At 69.3% G+C, this 17454-nt stretch carries 16 protein-coding genes; 4 read left to right on the plus strand and 12 right to left on the minus strand.

Annotation, left to right across the window (positions count from 1 at the left end; translation table 11 throughout):
* Positions 1–88: 88 nt before the first annotated feature.
* On the minus strand, positions 89–874 hold the full coding sequence (locus MJQ72_RS02330; RefSeq protein ID WP_240597340.1) for an SDR family oxidoreductase: 786 nt from the start codon (positions 872–874) through the stop codon (positions 89–91).
* Positions 871–1626 (minus strand): SDR family oxidoreductase, encoded by a 756-nt coding sequence (locus MJQ72_RS02335; RefSeq protein WP_240597341.1) that lies wholly within the window; start codon positions 1624–1626, stop codon positions 871–873. Before MJQ72_RS02335 ends, MJQ72_RS02330 begins: the two co-directional genes overlap by 4 nt.
* A 124-nt stretch (positions 1627–1750) precedes the next feature.
* Here MJQ72_RS02335 and MJQ72_RS02340 point away from each other — a divergent pair, with 124 nt between their 5' ends.
* On the plus strand, positions 1751–2365 hold the full coding sequence (locus MJQ72_RS02340) for a TetR/AcrR family transcriptional regulator (protein ID WP_072027781.1): 615 nt from the start codon (positions 1751–1753) through the stop codon (positions 2363–2365).
* 158 nt (positions 2366–2523) lie between these two features.
* On the plus strand, positions 2524–3897 hold the full coding sequence (locus tag MJQ72_RS02345; RefSeq protein ID WP_240597342.1) for an MFS transporter: 1374 nt from the start codon (positions 2524–2526) through the stop codon (positions 3895–3897).
* On the opposite strand, the gene MJQ72_RS02350 is transcribed toward MJQ72_RS02345, so the two are convergent.
* On the minus strand, positions 3856–4815 hold the full coding sequence (locus tag MJQ72_RS02350; RefSeq protein ID WP_240597343.1) for a YafY family protein: 960 nt from the start codon (positions 4813–4815) through the stop codon (positions 3856–3858). The genes MJQ72_RS02345 and MJQ72_RS02350 overlap by 42 nt on opposite strands.
* Positions 4816–4933: 118 nt before the next feature.
* Between MJQ72_RS02350 and MJQ72_RS02355 the strand changes: the two genes are divergently transcribed.
* The gene (locus MJQ72_RS02355) at positions 4934–5398 is read left to right on the plus strand and encodes a nucleoside deaminase (protein ID WP_240601608.1); all 465 of its coding nucleotides are present in this window, start codon (positions 4934–4936) and stop codon (positions 5396–5398) included.
* Here MJQ72_RS02355 and MJQ72_RS02360 read toward each other — a convergent pair.
* Positions 5395–6654 (minus strand): GGDEF domain-containing protein, encoded by a 1260-nt coding sequence (locus tag MJQ72_RS02360; protein ID WP_240597344.1) that lies wholly within the window; start codon positions 6652–6654, stop codon positions 5395–5397. The two genes, MJQ72_RS02355 and MJQ72_RS02360, sit on opposite strands and share 4 nt — an antisense overlap.
* A gap of 228 nt (positions 6655–6882) precedes the next feature.
* On the opposite strand from MJQ72_RS02360, the gene MJQ72_RS02365 reads away from it, so the two are divergent.
* Complete coding sequence (locus MJQ72_RS02365; protein WP_240597345.1) at positions 6883–7833, plus strand: chitinase; 951 nt, start codon at positions 6883–6885, stop codon at positions 7831–7833.
* A 199-nt stretch (positions 7834–8032) separates the two neighbouring features.
* Here MJQ72_RS02365 and MJQ72_RS02370 read toward each other — a convergent pair whose 3' ends face one another.
* The 8 genes from MJQ72_RS02370 to MJQ72_RS02405 all read right to left on the minus strand — a co-directional run bounded on the left by MJQ72_RS02370 (position 8033) and on the right by MJQ72_RS02405 (position 17451).
* Positions 8033–9574, minus strand: a complete 1542-nt coding sequence (locus MJQ72_RS02370) for an ABC transporter substrate-binding protein (protein ID WP_240597346.1) — start codon at positions 9572–9574, stop codon at positions 8033–8035.
* Between the two features lie 19 nt (positions 9575–9593).
* Positions 9594–11618: a hypothetical protein gene (locus tag MJQ72_RS02375; RefSeq protein ID WP_240597347.1), complete on the minus strand. Its 2025-nt coding sequence runs from the start codon at positions 11616–11618 to the stop codon at positions 9594–9596.
* Between the two features lie 181 nt (positions 11619–11799).
* A complete protein-coding gene (locus MJQ72_RS02380; RefSeq protein ID WP_240597348.1) occupies positions 11800–12321 on the minus strand; it encodes a hypothetical protein in 522 nt (173 codons plus the stop codon).
* 120 nt (positions 12322–12441) lie between these two features.
* Positions 12442–12711, minus strand: coding sequence for a hypothetical protein (locus tag MJQ72_RS02385; RefSeq protein ID WP_240597349.1), 270 nt, complete (start codon positions 12709–12711; stop codon positions 12442–12444).
* 117 nt (positions 12712–12828) lie between these two features.
* Entirely contained in the window at positions 12829–13431 is a 603-nt protein-coding gene (locus MJQ72_RS02390; protein WP_037344111.1) for a TetR/AcrR family transcriptional regulator, read from the minus strand.
* Positions 13428–14267, minus strand: coding sequence for an NAD(P)-dependent oxidoreductase (locus tag MJQ72_RS02395; RefSeq protein WP_240597350.1), 840 nt, complete (start codon positions 14265–14267; stop codon positions 13428–13430). The genes MJQ72_RS02390 and MJQ72_RS02395 overlap by 4 nt, the downstream gene beginning before the upstream one ends.
* Positions 14268–14335: 68 nt before the next feature.
* Positions 14336–15502, minus strand: coding sequence for an acyl-CoA dehydrogenase family protein (locus MJQ72_RS02400; RefSeq protein WP_240597351.1), 1167 nt, complete (start codon positions 15500–15502; stop codon positions 14336–14338).
* Positions 15499–17451, minus strand: coding sequence for a biotin carboxylase N-terminal domain-containing protein (locus tag MJQ72_RS02405; RefSeq protein ID WP_240597352.1), 1953 nt, complete (start codon positions 17449–17451; stop codon positions 15499–15501). Before MJQ72_RS02405 ends, MJQ72_RS02400 begins: the two co-directional genes overlap by 4 nt.
* Positions 17452–17454: the final 3 nt, after the last annotated feature.

Here is a 17454-nt window from a genome sequence, read left to right on the forward strand (position 1 = left end):
GTTCCGTCTCCAAGCACGCGAGTTCGCCTTCCGGGCACGCCGGGGGTTCTGGATCCCGCCCGGCGGGCTCGACCGCGGCCCCCGAAGATCACTCCCCGATGACCTGCTCCACCTTGCGCTGCAGCTTGTTCATCCCGCCGAGCCAGCGGTCGGTCTGCGTGGCCCGCGCGGCGTAGTAGTCCGCGACCTCGGGATGCGGCAGCACCAGGAAGCGGTCGGCGGCGATGGCCTCGAACAACGCGTCCGCGACCTGTTCCGGCTGGATCGCCGAAGCGCCCATCAGCAGCTCGCCCGCGGGGCCGGTGTTCTCCAGCATCGCCGTCCGCACGCCCTGCGGGCAGATGGCCTGCACGGTGAGCCCGCGGTGCCGGTACGTCGCCGACAGCCATTCGGCGAAGGCGAGCGCGCCGTGTTTGGTCACCGAATACGACGCCGAACCGAGGCTGGTCAGCAATCCCGCCGCCGACACCGTCGAGATGAAGTGCCCGCGCCCGCGTTCGAGCCACGGCGGCAGGAGCAGCCGCGCCGCGCGCACGTGCGCCATGACGTTGACGTCCCAGATCCGCGCCCAGTCCTCCTCGGGCGCGTCCACGCCGCCCATCGGCGCGATCCCGGCGTTGGCGCAGAAGACGTCGATCTCGCCGAGGGTTTCGCGGGCCGCCTCGATCAGCGACGCGACGCCCGCTTCGCTCGCGGCGTCACCGGCGACGGCGGTTCCGCCGATCTCCTTCGCGACCTCCGCCGCGGCGTCCCCGTTCAGGTCGCCGACGACCACGCGCGCGCCCTCGGCGGCGAACCGGCGGGCGAGTACGGCACCGATCCCGCCGCCCCCGCCGGTGACGACGACACCGGATCCGGTGAAGGACGGGGTCACAGGCCACCGGCCAGTGTCACGCCGCCGTCGAGGACCATCGTCTGCCCGGTGATCCAGCCCGCCTCTTCCGAAAGCAGGAACGACACGGCGCTCGCGATGTCCGCCGGGACGCCGAGGCGCTTCATCGGGTACGGCTCCGAGACCTCTTCTTCGCGGCCTTCGTACAGCGCGGTCGCGAACTTGGTCTTGACCACGGCCGGCGCGACGGCGTTCACGCGGATCTTCGGGCCCAGCTCGAAACCGAGTTCCTTGGTGAGCCGGATCAGCGCGGCCTTGCTGACGCCGTACATCCCGATCCCGGGCGACGCGCCGAGCCCGGCGATGGACGCGACGTTCACCACCGCGCCGCCGTGCTCCCCCATCCAGGCGTCCCGCGCCTTGCGGGTCCACGAAAGCGGGGCGAGCACGTTGACGGCGAAGATCTTCGCGGCGGCGGCGGGGTCGACGTCCAGAGTCGGCCCGAACACCGGGTTGATGCCGGTGTTGTTGACCAGCATGTCGAGCCGTCCGAAGGCCTCGATGGTCTTGGCGACGGCCTCGTCCTGATGCGCGTCATCGTCGGCCTTGCCCGGCACGGCGATGGCGACCGCTTCGCCGCCGAGTTCGGCCACTGCCTCGGCCAGCGGCTCCGGCTTGCGCGCGGTGATGCACACCTTCGCGCCGCGCTCGACGAGGTCCTTGGCGATCCCGAGGCCGATACCCCGGCTGGCGCCGGTGACGATCGCGACGCGATCCTTGAAGGAGTGGTTCACTCTGTCGATCTCCTCTGTGTTCACTAGCGAGCGCATTCACTAAGCGAGCGCTCACTTACAATGGGAAGGTCCGGAGGCGCTGTCAAGCCCACACTCCGGTTCGAGCGTCTGGGAGGATCTGCGGATGACCATGTCGCTGTCGGCCGAACTGTGGCCCGACGTCCAGCCGGAGACGGCACGGCGGCTGATGCTGGCCGGGGTCGAATCCTTCGCGCGGCGCGGCTATCACGCGACCACCACCAGGGACATCGCCTCGGCGGCGGGCATGAGCCCCGCGGCGCTGTACGTGCACTTCCCGTCCAAGGCCGCGCTGCTGTTCGCGATCTCGAAGTACGGCCACGAGCAGACACTCTCCCTCGTCGAGAGCGTCGTGGCACGGGAGTCCGACCCGGTCGAGCGGATCCGGCTGCTGGTGGAGGACTTCGTGGCCTGGCACGCGCGGAGGCACACCGTGGCCCGCGTGGTGCAGTACGAACTGCAGGCACTGCCCGACGAGGAGTTCGAGATCGTCGCGAAACTGCGCCGCCGCATCGAGCAGGTCGTCCGCGAGGTCATCACCGAAGGCGCCCAGGCGGGCGTGTTCACCGTCGGCGACCCGCACACCGCGGCCCGCGCCGTGCTCTCGCTCGGCGTCGACGTCTCCCGCTGGTACAGCGAGCGGGCCCGCCAGACACCCAAGAAGCTGGGCCAGGAGTACAGCGAGCTGGTGCTGCGCATGCTCGGCACGAAACTCTCCTGACCAGTACTGATCGACCTTCCCCGGCGATACCGCCACCAGAGTGACATACCAACTGGTCGGTATCTAGAATTACCCGTTGAGACGTTGACCACATACTAAGCGGTTGTTAACTTGCCCGGACTGCATCGCCGCAGCAGCGCCGAGCGAAGGGCATCCAGATGGCCGACACCGCACCGAACGCCCCCGAAACCGCCGCCGAACCGACGATCACCGTCTCCCAGCGCAGGAGGGCCGCGACGGCGGCGGCACTCGCCTCATCGGTCGAGTGGTACGACTACTTCGTCTTCGGGATCGCCGCCGCCCTGGTGTTCGGGAAGACCTTCTTCCCCACCACCAACGCCGCGGCCGGCGTCCTCGCCTCATTCGCCACCTTCGCGGTCGGCTTCCTCGCCAGGCCGCTCGGCGGGATCATCGCGGGCAGCCTCGGCGACAAACGCGGCCGGAAACCCGTGCTGGTGCTGGCGATCGCGCTGATGGGCGCGGCGACCACACTGATCGGCCTGCTGCCGACCTACGACTCGATCGGCATCGCCGCGCCGCTCCTCTTGGTGCTGCTACGGCTCGTGCAGGGCGTCGCCGTCGGCGCCCAATGGGGTGGCGCGATGCTGCTCGCCACCGAATACGCGCCGCCCGGGAAACGCGGCCTCTACGGCAGCCTCGTCCAGCTCGGCGTCCCGATCGGGGTCGTGCTGGCGAACACGGTGTTCCTGGTCGCCGCGCAGGTGGCGCCGCCGTCGGATTTCCTCGTGTGGGCGTGGCGGATCCCGTTCCTGGTCGGCGTCCTCGTGCTCGGGCTGGCCTGGTACATGCACGTCAAGATCGACGAGACGCCCGAATACCGCCGTGCCGAAGCGAAACTCGCCGCCGAGGAACGCGGCCGCGCCAAGTCGCCGCTGCGTGACGTCCTGCGCCACCACAAGGGCACCGTGCTGCTGGCCGGTGGTTCCTTCATGGTCAACACCGCCACCTTCTACATCCTGCTGAACGGCGTCCTCGACTACGCCACCCGTCATCTGGGCATGTCGCGGACCACCGTGCTCGTCGCGACCCTGCTGATCAGCACACTCCAGCTGGCGATCATCCCGCTGGCGGCGAAGCTGTCCGACCGGATCGGCAGGCTCAAGATCTACACCTTCGGCGCGGTGGGGGTCGCTCTCTGGGCGATTCCGATGTTCCTGCTGATCGACACGGCGTCGCTGCCGCTGTTCGTGGTCGCCTCGTTCGTCGGGTCGCTGTTCCTCGGCATCATGTACGGCCCGCAGGCGGCGCTGTTCGCCGAGCTGTTCACCGCCGAGATGCGCTACACCGGCGCCTCGCTCGGCTACCAGATCAGCGCGGTCGTCGGCGGCGGGCTCGCGCCGTTCATCATGGTGCTGCTGCTGGAATCCACCGGGACGTCGATGTCGGTTTCGCTCTACATCATCGTGCTGGCCCTGATCTCGCTCGGTTCGATCGGACTGCTGGCCAAACGCGCACGGTCCACTTCGGACTCAGCCGACCGCGCGCGCGAAGCGGTCGGCGACCAGCCGTAGCCGCTCCTTGACCTCGTCCGGTGCCTCCTCCACGACGAAGTCGACGTCCCAGTGGGCGAGGTAGTAGGGCATCACGGAGAGGTCGTTGGAACCGACCCTGACCCGGCAGGTGCGCTCGTCGATGGCCTCGATCGTCCCGGCGGTCGGTGACACGTACTCGGCGAGCGCCTCCGCCGAGGCCTCGACCCGCAGCACCATCTGGTGCGGATACGGCGATGACGTGATCCCGCGGGAAACGTAGGCCGCGAGGTCCTCGGCGGGCGGTTCCCTCGGCGTGAACCGGAAACTCGTGTCCGGGACACCGTCGATCCGGTCGACGCGGAAGGTCCGCCAGTCGTCACGATCGAGGTCGAACGCGACCAGGTACCACCGGCGCCCGGTGTGCACCAGGCGCAACGGCTCGATGTAGCGCTCGGTGACGTCACCGCTGTGGCTGCGGTAGCCGAACCGGAGCCGCTGATGGTCGCGGCACGCGGACGCGATGACCGTCAGCGCCGCCGCGTCGATGACCGGGACGACGCCGCCGAGCGGGATCATCGCGGCGTTCAGCGCGGTCACCCGGTGCCGGAGCCGGGCGGGCAGCACCTGCTCCAGTTTCGTGAGCGCGCGCACCGAGGTCTCCTCGATGCCCGACACCGTGCCGTTCGCGGCGGTGCGGAGCCCGACGGCGACCGCGACCGCCTCGTCGTCGTCCAGCAGCAGGGGCGGCAACGCGGCCCCCGCACCGAGCCGGTAGCCGCCCGCGACCCCGGGGGTGGCGTGCACCGGGTAGCCCAGCTCCCGCAGCCGTTCGACGTCGCGCCGGACCGTGCGGACGTCCACCTGCAGCCGGTCGGCCAGGTCGGCGCCCGGCCAGTCGCGCCGCGCCTGCAGCAGGGAGAGGAGCCTCAGCAGCCGGGCCGACGTACCCGTGGTCATCGGTTCGCTCGCTTCATGGGAGGGAGTCTGGCAGATATTCAGGACAGGTCCGGTCCGCATTTGGGCTCGTGAGTGGCAAGGACGGTTCTAACCGTCCTTGCCACTCACGAGCCGTAAGCTGACCCAGGTGATCGATCCCGCGCAGCTGCTGTCCGTCGCCCGCGAAGAGGCCGAACTCGGCAAGGCCGAGGGCGGGGTTCCGATCGGCGCCGCCCTCTTCGACACCACCGGTGCCCTGCTCGGCCGCGGCCACAACCGCCGGGTCCAGGACGGCGACCCGTCGATGCACGCCGAGACCTCCGCGTTCCGGAACGCGGGCAGGCGGCCGCACTACCGGGACACGATCATGGTCACCACCCTCTCCCCCTGCTGGTACTGCAGCGGGCTGGTACGCCAGTTCGGCATCGGCCGGGTGATCATCGGCGAGGCCACCACGTTCGAGGGCGGGCACGGCTGGCTCGAAGAGAACGGCGTCGAGATCACCCTGCTGGACGATCCGGCCTGCACCGCGCTGATGACGGAGTTCATCCGGGATCACCCGGAGCTGTGGTTCGAGGACATCGGCGTCCCCGCCGAGGACTAGCTTTCGGCCTCGAAGACGACGGTCCGGTTGCGCCCGGCCCCCTTCGCCGCGCGCATCGCCTGATCCGCCGCGCCGACAAGCCGGTCGAGCGTCTCGCCACCGGCGGGATGCGACGACACCCCGATCGAGACGGTCGCCCCGGCGAACGTCCCACCCAGTGAGACGAACGTCGAGGAGATCCGCATCCGGATGCGTTCGGCGATCGCGTGCGCGTCGAACCGGCTGGTGCCGGGCAGCAGGACGACGAATTCCTCACCACCGAACCGGCCGACCAGGTCCGCCGCACGGACCTCGGCGCGCAAAGTGTCCGCCACCGCGCGGAGGACGTCGTCCCCGACGTGCCTGCCGTGCCGGTCGTTGAGCCGTGCGAAGTGGTCCAGGTCGAGCATCAGCAGCGAAAGATCGGCGCCACGGCCCCGAAGCAGTTCGAATTGGGTGCGCGCACCGTCCAACCAGGACGACGCGGTGAGCAGCCCGGTGCCGGCGTCCGTACCCGCGTGGCCACGCAGGGCGCGCATCGTCCCGGCCCGGTGAAGTACCACGAGTGCCCCGGCGAGTACCAAGGTGACGTACGGCCAATCCGCCGCCGACCACGCGAGCAGCAAGCCGAACGCGACCATCGCCGCGTCGAAGGCGAACCCCGACGGTTCCGCCCCGAATTCGGCGGCCGGCGCGGCCAAAGCGGCGTCGACGGACAGGAAGATCAGGCCGGTCGCGAAAACCAGCGCGAAACTCTCGAAATCCCTTGCCGCGTCGGCGAACGGCGGCGCGCCCAGCAGTACCGGGATGATCGAGGCACCGAGCGCCGAAAGCATGGTGGCGGAGGCCGCGAACACCTGGCGATGCGGGATCCCCCGCCGGATCCGGAACCAGCGGTAGCCCGCCGAAGCGACGACGAGCACCGCGGCGAGTGCGGGCGGCAGCAGCAAAGCGCCCGCGAAAATCCACGCCGCGTCCAGTCCGGCACCGAGCCGGGTGTCGGCACGCGACCGCTCGACGGGCCGCGAAAGCTCCGAGCTCAGGATCATTCCCGTCAGCAGAGCCGAAAACGGGAGCAAGGACGACGGCGCGGGCGGCCGTAACACGAAGAGGTAGGCGGTGGCGGCGAAAGCGGCGAAGTCGACGAGGAGCAGGTACCCGATCAGGCCTCGCCTGGGTAGTTCCCACAGGCTCCAGGACCCCAGTATCCGGCGCGGCGCGGCGAGCCGGTCTCTCCGGCCGCGGCTTCCGGTCGCCATCAGGGAGTCCCCCACCATTTCGGCAAACTAGCCGGTAATCGCGGTGGTGTCGATCCGCTTTCCGGGTCATCACCCCCCTACTAAGGTCGGTCGTTTCCCCGGGAAACCCGGTGAATTCTTGACAGTCCTCAATGGTCTAGTCCACTGTGAGTGAGCACACAGTGACCTCCCGGTTGATACGCCGCGTCAAGACGGAGGTGCTCCACACCTGCGCGCCTCGCCGCGCGCGTACCAGTTGGAGGACCTATGAAATCCCTACGACGCTGGGCAACACTGGCCACCGCCGCCGGCGCCGCTCTCGCCACGGCCGTCGGCCTCGCCCCCGTCGCCTCGGCCGCCCCGGACCCGGTGCTCGCCTCGCCCTATCTGTACCAGTGGTCGGGACAGACGGACCCGATCGCCGCGATGAACGCCACCGGGGTCAAGGCCTTCACCCTCGCGTTCATCCTCTCCGACGGCGGCTGCAACCCGAAATGGGACGGGAGCCGTTCCCTCACCGGCTCCGACGCCACGATGATCGCCAACATCCGGGCCAAGGGCGGCGACGTCATCCCGTCGTTCGGCGGCTGGTCCGGCACGAAGCTCGGGCCGAAATGCGGCACCCCCGCCGCACTCGCCGGCGCGTACCAGAAGGTCATCGACGCCTACAAGCTCAAGGCGATCGACCTCGACGTCGAGAACACCGACGAATTCGAGAACTACACCGTCCAGGACCGGATCCTGAACGCCGTCAAGATCACGAAGCAGAAGAACCCCGGCCTGCGCGTGGTCATCACCATCCCGACCGAGGTGGGCGGCCCCAACGCGCACGGGAAGCGGCTGATCAACCAGTCGAAGGCGCTCGGCGCGGGGGTCGACGCGTGGTCGGTCATGCCGTTCGACTTCTCCAGCGGCGGTGACATGGCGGGCAAGACCCGCAGCGCCGTCGACGGGCTGAAGAACGTCGTGAAGTCCACCTTCGGCCTGAGCGACGACGCGGCCTACCGGCGCAGCGGGCTTTCGTCGATGAACGGGAAGACCGACGTGGCGGGCGAGACCGTCAGCGTCGCCGACTTCCGCGCGATCCGCGACTACGCGGCGAGCAAACATCTCGCCCGGCTGTCGTTCTGGGCGGTGAACCGCGACTGCAACAACTGCGCGGGAATCTCGCAGGGCAAGTACGACTACACCAAGATCGTGGCGGGTTACACCGGCTGACTTCCGTTCCCCACCGGTGTCAGTCCGTGAGGGCCTCCTTCCCTACGCTCAAGGTAGGGAAGGAGGCCCTCATCGCTTCCAGCCCAGATGCCCCGTGTCGCGAAAGCCACTTTCGGGACATCAGACGCCGCGAAAGTGGCTTTCGCGACGCGCCTCCACCCCGCTCATGCCGCCTACCGCCCGCAGTCCGGATTCGTGTTCAGCGGCCGCCCCTCGACCACACCAGGTCGACCGGATGCACCGAACCGTCCGGATCGATCGACAGGATCGGCAACGCCTTGTCGAGCTGATTCCCCGTCGCCTGATCGAACGCGACGAACCCCGTCGCGCCGGGCACCGGGGAGTTGCAGTCGATGCTGCGCAACACGTCCGGCACCGAAACCGGATCCGACGACACGTTCTGCACCGCGGCTTCGACGGCCGCCGCGACCGCGTCGTGTTCGATCATCGCGGCGCCGTCCCACAATTCCGCCTTGGGAAAACCGTGGGTACCGGTGAATTCGGCGACGAAGTTGTCGTAATTCTTCTTGTACGTCGGATGCGCCGGATCGGCGGTGAACATATCCCACTGGTCGGGATACGCGAGGGCCGTGTAGCGGAGCCGGACACTGATGTCCTTGTTCAGCTGCAAGGGTTTCCCGGCGAGCGTGCTCGCGTCGTCCCCGGTCATCACGGTCACCGTTTCGAGCCCTTCGCAGGCGCCGTCGCCCGCCAGCGCCGCCACGAGGGCACCGAGGTCGAGCCCGCGGCCGGCGAAGTAGATCAGATCGGGTCTCGCACCACAGATGTCGTTGTGCCATCTGCTGAACAGCCCTCGCAGATACGCCTCGCGCGAGGTGTCGGTGAGCGGTTTGACGTCGTAGGTCTTCGTGAAGATGACCGGGACCTTCGAGGAGCTCTGGAAGGCTTCGGCGAGCGTGGTCGCGTAGGTGTCCTCTTTGCTGACTCCCTGGATCATCATCACGCGCTTGAAACCGTGCGAGGCGATGTACCCGGCCGCGGCGCGGGCCTCGTCGGTGTTGGTCGGGCCCACCCGGAAGAAGTTGTCGATCCGCGCGCCCTTCGGGTCGGTGTTCATGTTGTCCGCGGTGACGGTCGCGCCGATCGTGGCGATGCCGTGGCGGGACAGTTCGGCCACCAGCGCCCGGCTGCTCTCCGTGCTGATGCCGATGTCGGTGACCGCCACGATGCGCTGGGCGGTGGCCGCGGCGACGATCTCGTCGGCGACGACGCGCCAGTGTTCTGCGTTGCTCCCGTAGTTGGCCAGCAGGAGCTTGATCCCCGGCGGCCCGTTCTTCGGCCACGCGGCGGTGATCGCGCCCTGGACCTCCCGCCGGACGAACGGGAACGGCTGGCTGTCGATCTTCGGATCGGGCGCGAGGTTCTCCAGCACCACGATGGTCTTGAAGTTGTCGCCCGCCCTCTCGTTGCGGCCCTTGATGAGCTTCTCCAGCGGGTCGAGCGGATCGTCGTCCCGCATCGGGCCGGAGTCGAGGTTCAGCCCGACGCAGACGTACGACGAGCCGACCGACTCCTCGTCCGCGTCCACCGCGTGCAGGCCGGCACCGCAGGACTCCCACGGCCGGAACGACACCAGCACGGCGCTCAGCAGCAGGACCACGACCGCGATCAGCAGCACCCGATGACGGCGCGCCCAGCCGCGGGGCCGCACCGGAGGTCCCGTCGCCGCGCGTTCACGGGCCTCGGACATACGAGTTCTCAACGAATCGAGCCAGGACATCACTGGGTTCCGTTCAGGTTCAGGGGAATTCACCGCGACGGGCGGCTTCCTTGGCCGACACGAGCGCGCCGACGTCGGGCTGGTGCGAGGTGGTGGCCAGCGCGGCGAAGGCGTTCGCGATCACCTGGTGCTGGGCTTGCCCGCGGACCGCGAAGGGGTTGGCGGTCAGCCAGCCCGCCGCGATGAGCCGGGCGACGTTGTTCCGGATCTCGGACCGGTCTGCCGGGCATCGCGCGTTGTCGAGGTTGACGAGTTCTTCGTACAGTTCCGCGTGATCCCGCTCGGGCGGCAGGTCGTCCGGCGCGTTCAGCACCAGCTCGAGTTTCGCGATCCACTCCGCGTGCGGGATCCGGTTGAACTCGCGCTCGAAGAACGTGACCACTTCGCCGATGTCGCCCAGCGCGAGATTGCAGTAGGCCAGGCGCACCGGATCCTGCGCGGTGTCCGGATCGTCGCGCAGAGCCTTGAACTGGTCGGTGTAGGTGGGCCCGTCCCCGTCGCCGCGCCGGGCCAGCGCGGACACCAGGTTCGCGGCGATCCACGGATGCAGTGCCGCTTGGTCGGTCGTCGAACCGGGCGAGTTCTTCGCCGTCACCCACAACGACGTGCGCAGTTCGGTCAGGATCCGCCCGACGTGCGGCTGGTCGATCCGGCTCTGCGCGGCGTCCGGGATCAGCCAGGGCGCGGTCGCGAACGGGGCCGCGGTCACGAAGTCGTCGACGTGGACGTCGTCGAGGTGCTCGGTCAGGGCGAGCTCGGTCAGCCTGCGGTAGCAAGGATCCCGTTCGCCACGCGGATCGGTGGTGAGCAGGTCGCGGCCCCCTTCGCGCGCGTCGCTCGCCCGCAACCGCCCGGTGAGCTGCTCGACCGCCGACGGCAGCCCGCCGGTCGCCCGGTGCGCGAGCGTGACCTTCGGTGTCCGCGCGCCCGAATCGAGGATCCGCGCGATCCGCCCGATCGACTGAGGCGAGATCCGGACCGGGTAGTAGGCCGAGTCGAGCGCGCCATTGCCCGGGTTCGCCCAGTCGTCGTACGAGGCCTCCTCGCAGTCCACGATCGGCCGGACGGCGGGCGGGGCGCCGGACGCGGGTCTCCACGGCGCCAGCCATGCGGTGCCCCAGTCGTCGTGCCACCGCCCGCTGGTGGCGATGACCAGCAGTGCGTCGTGTGCCTCGCGGTCGTTCGGATGCTGGACGGCATGTCGTTCCCTGGCGGCGATCAGGTCGGCGAGGAACTCGGTCCCGCCGGGATGGTCGACGTCGTCGAGCACCACCACCCAGTTGTGCCAGTGCCTGCGCTGCTGCGAGATGTCGCAGGTACAGGGGCTCTTCTCCTCCGGCCTCGCCATCCGCGGATGGTTCTCCCGGACATCGCCGAGGAACGCCGCCATCAGCCACTCGGTGACCGCTTTGGCGTCACGGGCGCTGCCATGCGCCAGCCGGTTGAGTTCGAGCAGCGCGTCGAACGGGGATCTCCCCTCGGCGTGCGGGAAGTCCGCCAGCGACCGCAGCGCCTTCCCGAGTCTTGGCCGGATGTTCCGGACCAGATGCGGGAACGTCTGGCGGAACAGATCCGCGTACGGGGGCTCGACGAGACCGGTCGCCTTCGCCGTCTCGGTCAGCGTGTCGAGCGTGCTGTCCATCGCCGGGGTCCAGATGATCCGGTCGAGACTGCCGAGCAGCGACTTCAGTTGCGCCAGGTCTTCGTCGCGATTTCGACCGGAAAGCTCCGCCTGGACTGCGATCAGCGCAATCGTGAAACGAATGAACTGCGGTTTCGGCCGGTTTCGCCATTTACTCGACAACGAGTAGGCCAGTTTGGTGAGCACGTCGATCGTGCCCGCTCGGCCACCTTGCCCGAAATCGAATCCGGCGTGCACGACGCCCCAGCCCAGATCTCGGCGGATCGCCTCCAGTGCCGTGGTCTTCCCCGAACCGACCGGTCCGAGCAGCAGCGTCACCGGCTGCGGGCGGGACGGATTCCCCGTCTCGCGGTTGATCAGCATTCTCCGCGCGAACTGCACCGCGGGAGAATGTCGGTCCACACTCATTTTCCTGTTCAGCCCCTAGCCGTGCTCCGGGAGGAATGGAGAGTGCGAACCATCGTAGGTATCCGGCCGAAGGCGGGACACCGGAAAAATGACAGCAGACACGAACGGCCGAAACTGGGGGTGAATCGTAATTCTTCTTCGACGGTGAGCGACGCCGTCGATCACCCGATCGGCGCTACCGGCCCCATTGTGGCCAGCGACCGCCTTGATGACCGCCGCCGTAATACCAGTCGTAGTACTCGTCGAAATCGTGGTGACCGGCGCGCGGATCCGGCCGCTCTTCGGGTTCCGGGGTGGGTGTCGGGGACGGCGTCTCCGAGCCGTGCAGCGACGCGGTCATCGGCGGCGGGGGTGCGACATCGCCGCCCGAAGGGCCGGACGGGACGGGTGAGGACACCGCGTCGGCCGGGACGTCGATCGCCTGCGGGGCGATGGTCAGCGACGGCGGCGGGAGTGGGGTGCCTGGGACCACCTCGGCCGGGTCGGCCGGGACGAGCAGGACGGCCAGCAGCCCGCAGACGAGCACGCCGCCCGCCGAAAGCGCCGAAATCCGCCGGATCCGGCCGGTGCCCGGAGCGGTTTCCGGAGCCCGGTGCTTCGGCCCGCGCGGTCCCCGGCGACGGGGTGCCGCGCCGGCTTCCCGCATCAACGTGCTCAGGGCGTCCTCACCGGTATCGCGGCGAGCCGTGCGTGCCATCGGCACCTCCCAACCCGGTCCGTCGCCCGGCGACGGCCTCATCCCGGGGTGGATCCTAGGAACGCGGGAGGTGGTTGTAAACGGTCGTCGTCCACTGCGGACAGACGATGCGCCGAAAGGTCAGGCGGCGGCGGTGACCGCGATCGCGGCTTCGCCCGCCTCGGTCAGCTCGGCGGGCACCCGGCCGGTGACCGCGGAGGGTCCGGTGGACTCGGCGGGGCGGATGTACCCGCCGTGGGCCAGCGCGTGCGCGGTCATCTGATCGCAGCAGGCGAACCCGTCGATGAAGAGATCCGGCTCGCAGCTGCACGACATCTGGGCGCGGCGCGCCGCGACCGCTCGCAGCATCGCCATCGCGCGATGGGACAGTTCGACCTCTGAACCGGACACCGGACTGGACCTCTCTCGATCAGCCACCTGAATCAGCAGCACTCACACCGTGTTATCGGCCGCTGCTCCATCAGTGTTAACAAGATCTCGGACGTTGTCGGTGCCATGTCGGTTCCGTCAGATCTTCGCCGACGCCAAGGTCGGTTCCAGGACCCGCGCCCACTGCGCGACGATCTGCTTGCGCCGCTTCGTGTCGTCGGTCAGCAGGTTCGCCAGGCCCAGGCCGCGGGCAAGATCGAGAGTGGCCTGGACCAGCTCGCGAACGCCCTGGTGGGACTCGTCGACGCCGAGCAGCTCGACGGTGACGCGGTGGGCTTCCCGGCCGACCCGGGCCTCCAGCGGCACCAGCGTCGCGCGCAGCGAGTCATCGGTCGAAGCCGCGACCCACAGATGGAGCGCGGCACGGAACAGCGGCCCGCTGTAGAGGTTGAGCACCATGTCGACGGCCCGCTCGATCCGCGACCGGCCCGACGGCAGTTCCGCCGCGCGGGCGCGCAGTTCCACTATCTGGATCTCACCGACGTGCTCGACCGCGGCCGCGACCAGATCCTCCCTGGTCGGGAAGTGGTGCTGGGCGGCGCCGCGCGACACCCCGGCGCGTTCGGCGATGACCGCGACGGTGGTCCCGTGCCAGCCCAGCTCCCCGATCGTCTCGACGGCGGCCTCGACCAGCCGCCGCCGGGTCGTGCGGCTGCGCTCCTGCTGCGGTTCGCGGATCACGGGGTGCGGCCCTCGACCCAGAAGTCGAGCTGCAGGTCTTCCTCCCGCCCGCCGACGCGGTACTTCGAGAAGTCGGTGACGCCCTCGGCGGCCAGCACCTCGTCGTCGAGGTAGAAGTTCCCCGTCGCCTCGGTGCTCGGTTTGGTGAGGATCGCGTGCGCGGCGTCCGCCATGATCTCCGGCGTCCGCGATTTGGCCGCCAGTTCCGCGCCGACGACGTTGCGGATCGCCGCGGTGTCGATCGTCGTGCGCGGCCACAACGAGTTCGCCGCGATCCCGTACTGCCGCAGTTCCGCGGCGAGCCCGACGGTCACCAGGCTCATCGAGTACTTCGCGATGCTGTACGCGAGATGCCCGGCCTGGAACCACTTCTCGTCGAGGCTGATCGGCGGCGACAGTGTCAGGATGTGCGCGTTCTCCGCGAGCTTCAGGTACGGGATGGCGAGTTTCGACAGCAGGAAGGATCCGCGCGCGTTGATGTCCTGCATCAGGTCGTAGCGCTTCATGCTGACGGATTCGGTCGGGGTCAGGTCGATCGCGCTCGCGTTGTTGAGCACGATGTCGATGCCGCCGAACTGCTCCGCGGTCCGCGCGATCGCGGCCTCGACCGACGTGTCGTCCCGGACGTCGCCGACGATCGGCAGCGCCTGCCCGCCGGCGTCCTCGATCGCCTTGGCCGCGGTGTAGAGCGTGCCCGGCAGCTTCGGATGCGGCTCGGCGGTCTTCGCCAGGAGGGCGATGTTCGCCCCGTCGCGGGCGGCGCGCACCGCGATGGCCTCGCCGATCCCGCGGCTGCCGCCGGAGATGATGATCGTCTTGCCGTGGAGTGTGCTCATGGAGCTCGCCTTCCGTAGGACGCTCGTGAGTGGCAAGGACGGTTAGAACCGTCCTTGCCACTCACGAGTCAGTAGGAGCGGGGCAGGCCGAGGCTGTGCTGGCCGACGAAGTTGAGCACCATCTCGCGGCTCACCGGCGCGATCCGGCCGAGCCGGACGGCCGCGACCAGCGTGCCCAGCCCGTATTCGCTGGCGAGCCCGTTGCCGCCGTGGGTCTGCACGGCCTGGTCGACGGCGCGGATGGCGACCTCGGCGGCGGCGTACTTCGCCATGTTCGCCGACTCGCCCGCGCCGAAGTCGTCACCGGAGTCGTAGAGCGACGCCGCCTTCTGCGTCATGAGCTTGGCGAGTTCCAGCTCGATCTTGATCTCGGCCAGCGGATGCGCGAGCCCCTGGTGGGTACCGATCGGCGCGCCCCACACCTTGCGGTCGTTGGCGTAGGCGACCGCCTTGCCCAGCGCGTAGCGCGCGATGCCGAGCGAGAACGACGCGCCCATGATGCGTTCGGGGTTGAGCCCGGCGAACAGCTGCGCGATCGCCGCGTCCTCCTCGCCGACCAGTGCGTCGGCGGGCAGGTGGACGTCGTCGAGGAACAGGCCGAACTGCTTCTCCGGCGCGATCAGGTCCATCTCGATCTGCTTGTACTCGAAGCCGGGCGCGTCGGTCGGGACGATGAACAGCGCGGGCTTGAGCTTGCCGGTCTTGGCGTCCTCGGTGCGGCCGACGACCAGGACGGCGTCCGCCTCGTCGACACCGGAGATGAAGACCTTCCGTCCACTGAGGACCCAATCGCCACCGTCGCGTTTCGCGGTCGTGGTGATCTTGTGCGAGTTCGACCCGGCGTCCGGTTCGGTGATCGCGAAGACCATCCGCCTGCTACCGTCGGCGATCCCCGGCAGCCAGCGCTTCTTCTGCTCGTCGGTGCCGAAACGCGAGATGACCGTGCCGCAGATCGCCGGCGAGACGACCATGAGCAGCAGCGGGGAGCCCGCCGCGGCGAGTTCTTCGAGCACCGCGGCGAGATCCGCGATCCCCGCTCCCCCGCCGCCGTACTCCTCGGGCAGGTTCACGCCGAGGTAGCCCAGCCGTCCGGCTTCGGCCCACAGTTCCTCGGTCTTGAGCCCGGCACGCGCCTGCTTGGCGTAGTACTCGTGCCCGTACTTCTTGCCGAGTTCGGCGACCGCGGCCCGCAGCGCGACGCGCTCCTCGGGCTCGGTGAAGTTCATCGCGTTCATTCGTCGTCTCCTACCACCGCGAGGATCGTGCCCACTTCGACCTGCTGTCCGACCACCACCGGGAGTTCGGTCACGACGCCGTCGGCGGGCGCCGCGATCCGGTGTTCCATCTTCATCGCTTCGAGCCACAGCAACGGGTCGCCGGTCTTGACGGTGTCGCCCGCCTCGACCGCGAGCCGGACGACCGTGCCCGGCATCGGCGCCACGAGCGACCCGGCGGCGAGCGCCGCGTCGGGATCGGTGTACCGCGGCACCACGTCCAGTTCGACGGCGCCGTCCGGAGAATCGACGTACACCGTGTCGCCGTACCGGGCGACGGCGAACTTCCGCCGCACCCCGGAGACCTCCAGGACGACGCCGCCGCTCTCGGCGGAAACCAGCTCGACGCCTTCGAAACCGTCGGCGCGCAGGCCGTCCCGGCCGAGGCTGTAGCCGACCTCGATCTCGTCGTCGCCGTGACGAAAACGTTTGCGCTGCCCTTGGGAACGGACGTTGCGCCAGCCGCTCGGCAGCCTGCCCTGCACCCGGGCGGCCGAGCGATTCGTGGCCGCACCGGCCAGAGCCACGGCCAGCGCCGAAATCCGTACAGCGTCCACAGTGGCCAGTGGCTTCGCCAGGGTTTCGAGACCATGCCGGTCGAAGAACGCGGTGTCGGTCTCCCCGGCGAGGAAAGCCTCATGGCGCAACACGTTCACCAGCAGGTCGCGATTGGTCACCACTCCGTGGATCTCCGCACCGGCCAACGCCCCGGCCAGTGCCCGTGCCGCGCTCCGGCGATCCGGGGCAAAGGCGATGACCTTGGCGAGCATCGGGTCGTAGTGCACGCCGACGGTCTGGCCGCTGACGAAACCCGAGTCGAGCCGGACACCCGGGCCGACCTCGAATTCCCGCTGTGCCGCGGGAAGCTCGAACCGGTGCAAGGTGCCGCTCTGCGGCTGCCAGCCCGCGGCGGGGTCTTCGGCGTACAGCCGGACCTCGATGGCGTGGCCGGTCGTCTCCGGCTCGTCGATCGGCAGGTGCTCACCCTCCGCGATCCGCAACTGCAGCGAGACGAGGTCGAGCCCGGTCGTGGCTTCGGTGACCGGATGTTCGACCTGGAGCCGGGTGTTCATCTCCAGGAAGTAGAACCGCCCGTCCGGTCCGGCGAGGAACTCGACCGTCCCGGCGCCGACGTAGTCGATCGCCTGCGCGGCCTTGCGCGCGGCGTCGAACAGCGCCTCCCGCATGGCCTCGTCGACGAACGGCGACGGCGCCTCTTCGACGACCTTCTGGTGGCGGCGCTGGATCGAGCACTCGCGCTCCCCCACCGCCCACACCGTGCCGTGGGTGTCGGCGAGCACCTGGACCTCGATGTGACGGCCGGTCTCCAGGTACCGCTCGCAGAACACGGTCGGGTCGCCGAACGCCGACGCGGCCTCCGCGCTCGCGCCTTCGACGGCCTCGGCGAGTTCGCCGAGCGTGCGCACGACCCGCATCCCGCGTCCGCCACCGCCGGCGGAAGCCTTGACCAGCAAGGGAAGGTCGGCTTCGGTGACCTCGGCGGGGTCCAATTCGGACAAGATCGGGACTCCGGCTTCGGCCATCATCCGCTTGGACTCGACCTTAGAGCCCATGCTCTCGATGGCTTCCGGCGGCGGGCCGACCCAGGTGAGTCCCGCGTCGAGCACGGCACGGGCGAAGGCGGCGTTCTCGGACAGGAACCCGTAGCCGGGGTGGATCGCGTCGGCGCCGGTCTCGACGGCCGCCTTGATCAGCAGTTCGGCCCGCAGGTACGTGTCGGCGGGCGCGTTGCCCGGCAACCGGACGGCGACGTCCGCCTCGGCGGTGTGCGGCGCGTCGGCGTCCGCGTCGGAGAACACCGCGACGGTGCCGATCCCGGCGTCGCGGCAGGTGCGGAACACGCGGCGGGCGATCTCGCCGCGGTTGGCGACCAAGAGTTTCTGGATCATGCC

It is taken from the genome of Amycolatopsis sp. EV170708-02-1, assembly GCF_022479115.1.
In the GTDB taxonomy this organism is placed as follows: Bacteria; Actinomycetota; Actinomycetes; order Mycobacteriales; family Pseudonocardiaceae; genus Amycolatopsis.

What these genes read in the sequence shown, in the direction of transcription:
- MJQ72_RS02380 (WP_240597348.1), bottom strand. Translation starts at nt 12,321, where the DNA reads ATGGCACGCACGGCTCGCCGCGATACCGGTGAGGACGCCCTGAGCACG.
- MJQ72_RS02370 (WP_240597346.1), bottom strand. Translation starts at nt 9,574, where the DNA reads ATGTCCTGGCTCGATTCGTTGAGAACTCGTATGTCCGAGGCCCGTGAA.
- MJQ72_RS02360 (WP_240597344.1), bottom strand. Translation starts at nt 6,654, where the DNA reads ATGGTGGGGGACTCCCTGATGGCGACCGGAAGCCGCGGCCGGAGAGAC.
- MJQ72_RS02340 (WP_072027781.1), top strand. Translation starts at nt 1,751, where the DNA reads ATGACCATGTCGCTGTCGGCCGAACTGTGGCCCGACGTCCAGCCGGAG.
- MJQ72_RS02365 (WP_240597345.1), top strand. Translation starts at nt 6,883, where the DNA reads ATGAAATCCCTACGACGCTGGGCAACACTGGCCACCGCCGCCGGCGCC.
- MJQ72_RS02395 (WP_240597350.1), bottom strand. Translation starts at nt 14,267, where the DNA reads ATGAGCACACTCCACGGCAAGACGATCATCATCTCCGGCGGCAGCCGC.
- MJQ72_RS02350 (WP_240597343.1), bottom strand. Translation starts at nt 4,815, where the DNA reads ATGACCACGGGTACGTCGGCCCGGCTGCTGAGGCTCCTCTCCCTGCTG.
- MJQ72_RS02405 (WP_240597352.1), bottom strand. Translation starts at nt 17,451, where the DNA reads ATGATCCAGAAACTCTTGGTCGCCAACCGCGGCGAGATCGCCCGCCGC.
- MJQ72_RS02400 (WP_240597351.1), bottom strand. Translation starts at nt 15,502, where the DNA reads ATGAACGCGATGAACTTCACCGAGCCCGAGGAGCGCGTCGCGCTGCGG.
- MJQ72_RS02345 (WP_240597342.1), top strand. Translation starts at nt 2,524, where the DNA reads ATGGCCGACACCGCACCGAACGCCCCCGAAACCGCCGCCGAACCGACG.